Source organism: Mesorhizobium sp. M1396, from assembly GCF_040317725.1.
Classification (GTDB): Bacteria; Pseudomonadota; Alphaproteobacteria; order Rhizobiales; family Rhizobiaceae; genus Mesorhizobium.
Genome location: NZ_JAMYLA010000027.1, coordinates 85,013 through 91,356 on the forward strand (window position 1 = coordinate 85,013; position 6,344 = coordinate 91,356).

General features: G+C 61.2%; 6 protein-coding genes and 1 pseudogene. 6 read left to right on the plus strand and 1 reads right to left on the minus strand.

What is annotated here, in order from left to right; genetic code table 11:
* Positions 1-128: 128 nt before the first annotated feature.
* From NKH02_RS18960 to NKH02_RS18980, 5 genes and pseudogenes are all read left to right on the plus strand, one after another.
* The gene (locus tag NKH02_RS18960) at positions 129-644 is read left to right on the plus strand and encodes a hypothetical protein (RefSeq protein ID WP_352880666.1); all 516 of its coding nucleotides are present in this window, start codon (positions 129-131) and stop codon (positions 642-644) included.
* Positions 645-767: 123 nt separating this feature from the next.
* A complete protein-coding gene (locus NKH02_RS18965) occupies positions 768-1,790 on the plus strand; it encodes an AraC family transcriptional regulator (RefSeq protein WP_352787594.1) in 1,023 nt (340 codons plus the stop codon).
* A gap of 108 nt (positions 1,791-1,898) precedes the next feature.
* The gene (locus NKH02_RS18970) at positions 1,899-2,495 is read left to right on the plus strand and encodes an SDR family NAD(P)-dependent oxidoreductase (RefSeq protein WP_352880668.1); all 597 of its coding nucleotides are present in this window, start codon (positions 1,899-1,901) and stop codon (positions 2,493-2,495) included.
* A 79-nt stretch (positions 2,496-2,574) separates the two neighbouring features.
* Positions 2,575-2,982: pseudogene (locus NKH02_RS18975) on the plus strand (SDR family oxidoreductase); the annotation flags it as partial.
* 416 nt (positions 2,983-3,398) lie between these two features.
* Complete coding sequence (locus NKH02_RS18980; protein WP_352880670.1) at positions 3,399-4,574, plus strand: acyltransferase family protein; 1,176 nt, start codon at positions 3,399-3,401, stop codon at positions 4,572-4,574.
* A gap of 79 nt (positions 4,575-4,653) precedes the next feature.
* Here NKH02_RS18980 and NKH02_RS18985 read toward each other — a convergent pair whose 3' ends face one another.
* Complete coding sequence (locus tag NKH02_RS18985; RefSeq protein ID WP_352880672.1) at positions 4,654-5,769, minus strand: acyltransferase family protein; 1,116 nt, start codon at positions 5,767-5,769, stop codon at positions 4,654-4,656.
* Between the two features lie 94 nt (positions 5,770-5,863).
* Between NKH02_RS18985 and NKH02_RS18990 the strand changes: the two genes are divergently transcribed.
* On the plus strand, positions 5,864-6,235 hold the full coding sequence (locus tag NKH02_RS18990) for a hypothetical protein (protein WP_352880674.1): 372 nt from the start codon (positions 5,864-5,866) through the stop codon (positions 6,233-6,235).
* Positions 6,236-6,344: the final 109 nt, after the last annotated feature.

A 6,344-nucleotide genomic window follows, 5' to 3' on the forward strand; every position in this document is an offset into this window, starting at 1 on the left:
CGCCTCGACAAGCTCCCCGAGGGCACCTTCCACTCGCTGCAGGACTCGTCCAACGTCACCGCGACCCGGCCGACCCGTTCACTTTCGCCGACTTTGACTTCATCCACACCCCCGGCGGTCACGCACCCATGGTCGACTTCCGTGACAACCCGTGGCTCGGCGAAACCCTCCACGTAGCCCGGGAGAATGGCGTCGTCATCTCGCTGATCTGCCACGCGCCCGTGGCGGTCACCTCCACCCGGCAGCGCGTCGACGCGCAGGGCCACCCCTACCTCGTTAGCGACAACCCGTTCCTCGCCGCCACCATCTCGACCGTCCCCGCAATCGGCGAGCTGTTCGCGCTGCGGTTCCTCTACCCGCGCGTCCCCGGCAAGAAGACCCGAACCGCCTACTTCGTCGACAAGGCCATCAAGGAAGCTGGCTTCAAACTCGCGACCTCCCTCAACATCGCCGCCCCGCTGCTGGCCTACGAGCCATCCGTGCGGCTGCTCACCGGGAACGGCCCGCAGGCCATCGACCAGCAGGCCGCCAAGCTGCGTAGCGTCCTCGCCGGCACTCACGCCGCCCGGCGCGCCAGCGGCAAGCAGCTGAGCGAGCAACCGTTGCCGTCCACCCCGCCGGCCACACAGTGGGCGACCCGGTAGAGCAGATGGATCACTGGATCGGTGGCGGATTCGGCTACGCTGTGATCGAACTGGGATTGGGCTGGACGACGATAGGACAGTGGCGCTCATATGCCGCCATTACGGGCGAGTGAAAGGCCTGCCATGACACGGCTACCAATCGACAGATGCAAAGTCCCGCAGGCCTTTTGGCGCGCGGTAGAGCGGGCTGGCATCTCACCGGCGGCATTGTTGAGGCAAGCTCGGTTGCCTGCGACGCTCCACATTTCCGAAGACGCCTGGGTCAATACCGCCCAATACTTCGACCTCTGGCAAGCGCTGGAGGAGCTGTCGGGCGACCCTGCCATCGGGCTGCATATCAATGTAGCGGCAGATACAACGGTCCATCCCCCCGCAACCATGTCGGCCTTCTTCGCCAAGGATTTCCGCGACGGCCTCAATCGTCTTGCCAGGTTCAAGCGGCTTTGCACCCCGGAAGAGCTGCACGTGATAGAACGTGATGGTGAGGCTTTTGTCAGCTTCGCCTGGATCCACGCCGTTGGCCCGGAGCCTGACGTAGCGGTCGACGTGACGTTTGCAGCAATCCTTGAATTGGGACGACGTGGAACAGGTCGTCACATCGTCCCGCTGCGCGTGGAAATGACCCGAGCAGGCCCGACGACCCGAGAGCACAAGGAGTACTTCGGAGCGCCAATAACCTTCGGGGCGCCCAAGAACCAGCTGGTGCTGCGTGCTGATGATCTGGATCGACCGTTTGCTGGGCACAATCCCGAGCTGCTCGCCATCCTTACGCCGGCACTGTTGGCCTCACTCGACGAGATCGATGCGCAAAGCTCGTTGCCGGAACAGGTCAAGATTGTTCTGAAGCGGCGGTTGGCCAGCGGCAAGCCCGAACTATCGGACGTGGCCAACGCCCTGGGGATGGGCGAGCGCACGCTGCAGCGCCGTATTTCGGAATCCGGGACAAGCTTCAGGCAGCTACTGGAAGCTTCGCGCCAAGAGCTTGGTCGCGAAATGCTCGCCAGTGGCGCGAATGCGGCCGACGAGATTGCCTACCTGTTAGGCTTTCAGGATACCAGCTCGTTCTATCGCGCCTTCCGCGAGTGGGAAGGCGTCACCCCCGCTCAGTGGCGCGAGCAGAACATCGAGGCCTCTCGCCTGAACTAGTTTGGCGCCCATCGCCAGTTTTCTGTCGCAACCTGCAAATGAACTCGACAGGCGGCCTGCCTACCTCAAGAGACGTGCCCAATGGCACCCAAATCATGAGGTAGTTTGATGTCGAAAATCTGGTTCATCACGGGCGCGTCGCGTGGATTTGGCCGCATCTGGGCGGAAGATGCACTCAAGCGGGGTGATAAAGTCGTCGCGACCGCTCGATCGCTGACCGATGTAGCTCCCCTTGCTGACAAGTTTGGAGACTCGGTCCTGCCTCTAGCACTTGACGTGACCCACCGCGACCAAATTGCCGATGTCGTCTCTAAGGCGCATGCGCATTTCGGTCGTTTGGATATCGTCATCAACAATGCCGGCTATGCGCTGATAGGGGCGATCGAAGAAGCCAGCGAGGCCGAGGTCCGCGCCGAGTTCGACACCAACTTCTATGGACCTCTCTCTGTAATCCAAGTGGCCCTTCCGCTTCTGCGCGCGCAGGGGAGTGGTCACATCATTGGCGTTTCGAGCGTGGCGGGCATTTACGCCGGCCCGATAACCGGCATGTACCATGCGTCCAAGTCGTCGTTTGAGGCGCTCCATGAGAGTCTGTCCAAGGAGGTCAAAGGGTTCGGCATCAAAGTAACGCTTTTAGAACCCGGCGCCTACGCGACGAACTTCGCAAGCCAGACATCCATGAAGCTTTGCCATTCAAGAACATGAGCGGCGACACGACGCTAGATTATTTTAGCGACGGCATGACAGACAATTTGATCTCGATGCTGGCAGGCGTCACAAAGGACCTTACTTCCTGGTCAAGGCCTTGGTCCCGCTCCTTTCGAATCCGGCATCCATCATTCTCAGCGGCTCCGTCAACGCACACATGGGAATGGCTGGAACGCACGTCTATTCGTTGGCAAAAGCCGGAATGATTTCATTGGCGCGAACGCTCTCCGGTGAGCTGATAGGGCGAGGCATCCGCGCCAACGTGATCAGCCCGGGCCCGATAGACACGCCGCTCAACGACAAGCTTGGTCTGGGTCCGGCGGAAACGAAGGCTCGGGCGAACGCTGTCGTCGGGATGGTCCCGGCAGGCCGCTTTGGGACGGCCCAGGAAATTGCCAATGCTGTGGTGTTTCTGGCGTCCGACGAATGCCGTTTCATGGTCGGTTCTGAAATGCTAATCGATGGCGGCATGAGCATCATGTGAGAACTCGGCCCAGCGAAGGGTATCGAACTGCGGCTCACGCCAACTCGGTAGTGGCGGGCGCCAAGGCAGAGCACTTTGTCGGGCAAGGCTTCTCGAACGCCCAGCCCTTCTGGCCTGCCGATCGATCCTGCTGGGCAAATCCGAGATGGGGTCGAGACGCGACCTTCGCGTCAACACTGGCAGAATCCGGAAGTGGCGCCACCACGACCTCCAACGCGATCTGCGACGTCAGCTTTCAGGAACGGCAAAGCGGATCTATACGGCCGAGATGCCGCGCATTGCAGACTGACCGCTCTGGGGCCGAAGACGGCAGCTCATTCGGTAACAGCGGAGAGCAATTCGTCATCTTGCGGCGGGTTGACAATCCGGCCTCAGCCGGCATGCTGCACTGCAACATTACTATCTCGGAGTCCGCAATGACAGATATCAGGTCATCGCGCATCGAATGCCTCGACGGGCTTCGCGCGCTCGCGGCGATCTGGGTGCTTGTCGGGCATTGCCTGCTTCTGACCGGCTGGCGTGTTCCCATCGTCGGCGAGCCGGATCTCGGCGTCGATCTCTTCATCATGCTGTCCGGCTTCCTGATGGTGTTCCACTATCAGCTGCGCCGGGACAAAGAGCCCTGGCAAAGACCGGGAACCTGGCTGAAATTCTGGACGCGCCGCTACTTCAGGATCGCGCCGCTGTTCTACGTCATGCTTTTGCTGGCACTCGCGCTTGGCCCCTATCTCTACGGTTCCAGGATAATCATCGACGATTTCCTGTCGAGGTCGCACCAGGCGCCCGAGCGCTATCTCGACAGCGGCCTGAAGAACATCGTTGCGCATCTGACGTTCCTGTTCGGCCTGCTGCCAGGCTTCGCCTACCGCACGCCGCTCCCCGACTGGAGCCTGGGGCTGGAGATGCAGTTTTACGCGGCCTTCCCGGCCATTATGCTGTTGGTGCGCCGGTTGGACTGGATAAGAAGCGTCGGGCTTGTCGCCGCGGTTGGCTGCATCATCGTGTTTGCGCTGGGCCGATTGTCGATCCATTTTCCGATGCCGTCGTTCCTGGCGCTGAAGATGCAGATATTCCTGTGCGGCATGCTGCTGGCGGGCGTCGTGCACCAGAGCCAGCCACGGCCGATCCTGTATCTGGCACTGGCGCTGCTTCTGGCGGCGCTGCCGTTTGGCGGCGACTACGGACTGGGCAAGCTTTTGGTGCGTGAAGCGCTGGTGGCGGGGTTCTTTGCCCTGGTTCTCTACCGCATGCTGCCGGGAGCGGCGGGAAGGCTGGCGAGGGCGATAGCCGTGACGCTCAGCAACCGGTTCTTTCATCTCATGGGAGAGCTTTCCTTCAGCATCTACCTGATCCATCTGCTGGTGTTGCAGCCTGTCGCGGCGTTCGTCATCAGCCAATACGGCCACGGGCTGGCGGCGCCGCTGCGTTTCGCGATCGTCATTGCCGTCGTGCTGCCGACGGTGACCCTGCTGTCCTGGGTCACCTATAATCTGATCGAGGTCCCCGGCCAGAAGGCGGGCCGATTCGTCGTCCGGCGCTTTGGCCGCAAGGGCGGCGCGCCGGCGCTGGAGAGCATCAAGCGCAGCGCGTGATCGTGCTGCCGATCGCCAATCGCGCGTCGGCCAAATGGGCACGCTGTCATGACACAACCGGCGGCGAACCAAAATCCAGCTAAAACTGTGTCACGCCCTCTCGTGCGCGCCAAAGTGAAAGCCACTGCCGCAGCAGTGTCCGGATGTTCTTGTCGTAGACATAATGCGCGAATGCCGAGACCGCGATGATGGCGATGGATGTTCCCAGAATGAACGGCAAGCCGTGCTCGTTCCACGAGGCCCCGGTCACAGATTCGACCACGGCGTTCGAAAGGCGGATGAGCGGCGTGTGAAGCACATAGATGGCGTAAGAGATATTGCCGGAGAAGAGCGCAATCCAGCGCCAAAACCCGGATAGCCGCAAACGGGAGGCCACGACAACGAGCCAGGGCCAGACCAGGACTATGATCGCCAGACTGTACAATTGCACATGTTCGACGGGTCTGAAGATCATGAGCACTCCGCACAGCGTCAGGAGAAACGGCATATAGAGATTGCCATCCCGACTCTTCCCGGTCGCATATCGATTGAGAAAGACCCCGAGAAAGAACGAGAACGCGATCCGGGCGGGAGCCGCGATCGTGTCGTCCCAATGGGCGCCGCCCCCAAGGACGAAACCCTGCCAAGCCAGAAGCACCAGGGCCAGGAACGCAACACCGACAATGAGCGCAAGTGAACGAGCAGCCAGCCTTACGGCCAGCGCGGCAAAAACAGCGTTGGCGGCGAGTTCATAAAATAGGGACCACGCTGGGCCATTCAGCGGGAAAAGCACGTCGGGAAATGTCGAGAGCGACGGCGGCGTGGGTAAAAAAAGAACGGAAAACCCAAGACTTGCGAGCAAATCCAGCCGCGAATACGAACTGAGCCCGCGCGTTGCGATGATTGCACCCACGCCGATCACGGCCAGGCCGACCGCGGCAAAATATAGCGGGTAGAGCCTGAGAAGACGGATCTCCGCGAACTTCCAAAATGACATGCCCTTTCGGAACTTGTCGTCGTAGGCGTGTGCGATCACGAAGCCGCTCAACAGAAAAAACAGGTCGACGGCGAGGAACCCGGACGGCGCCAGATCATATCGCCGGCCCGTGAATTCGGTGAAGTGGCCTAGCATCACCAAAACAGCAGCGATGCCCCGGAGGCCATGCAGAGCGTCGAAGTGGGCCGTTTCCGCCCTTGATTCTGGCGTTTTGGTCATCCCGTATCCGTTACCTTGTCCATCTACGCACGGATTGCTGCAACGCACAAGAACGTTTTGCGACGCACACTCAACCCACATCCAGGAGCCCCACATGGCCATTGCAGAAGGCTCAATCAGCCGCGCCCGCGATATCCTTTCCCGCCAGTCCGAGCTCGAGAGCGAGCGCAGCCAGTATGAGGCCGTGTGGGAGCAGGTGGCGGAGTTCTGCGACCCCGATGCGCCCGATATATGGAGCGGCCGCCGCACCGGTTCCCCGGACTCGCAGGCCGAGCGGCAGGAGCGGCGCGGTGCGCGCGTCTATGCCAACCACCAACTCGTGGCGGCGCTGGAGAAGGCGGCGCGGGCGGAGGGGTGGGCGGTGTCCGCGACGCTGCCGATCTCCCCCTCGTGGTCCATCGAGGGGGATTGGCTATCTCGTTCACTTTCGCCGATCACCAAATTACTGGATTGGCGGCACCGGTGAAGCTGCTGATCTCTCCCATGAGGAGCAGGGCTGTCCGGGGAAAGTTTTGAGTGAATCGAAATGCCGCATGTGCATGCCCCGTAAAACGGGGTTTGTCCGTCTTCTCTCT

Bases quoted from the DNA above. Each gene is read 5' to 3' on its own strand.
- NKH02_RS18960 (WP_352880666.1), top strand. From the start codon at position 129: ATGGTCGACTTCCGTGACAACCCGTGGCTCGGCGAAACCCTCCACGTA.
- NKH02_RS18965 (WP_352787594.1), top strand. From the start codon at position 768: ATGACACGGCTACCAATCGACAGATGCAAAGTCCCGCAGGCCTTTTGG.
- NKH02_RS18970 (WP_352880668.1), top strand. From the start codon at position 1,899: ATGTCGAAAATCTGGTTCATCACGGGCGCGTCGCGTGGATTTGGCCGC.
- NKH02_RS18980 (WP_352880670.1), top strand. From the start codon at position 3,399: ATGACAGATATCAGGTCATCGCGCATCGAATGCCTCGACGGGCTTCGC.
- NKH02_RS18985 (WP_352880672.1), bottom strand. From the start codon at position 5,769: ATGACCAAAACGCCAGAATCAAGGGCGGAAACGGCCCACTTCGACGCT.
- NKH02_RS18990 (WP_352880674.1), top strand. From the start codon at position 5,864: ATGGCCATTGCAGAAGGCTCAATCAGCCGCGCCCGCGATATCCTTTCC.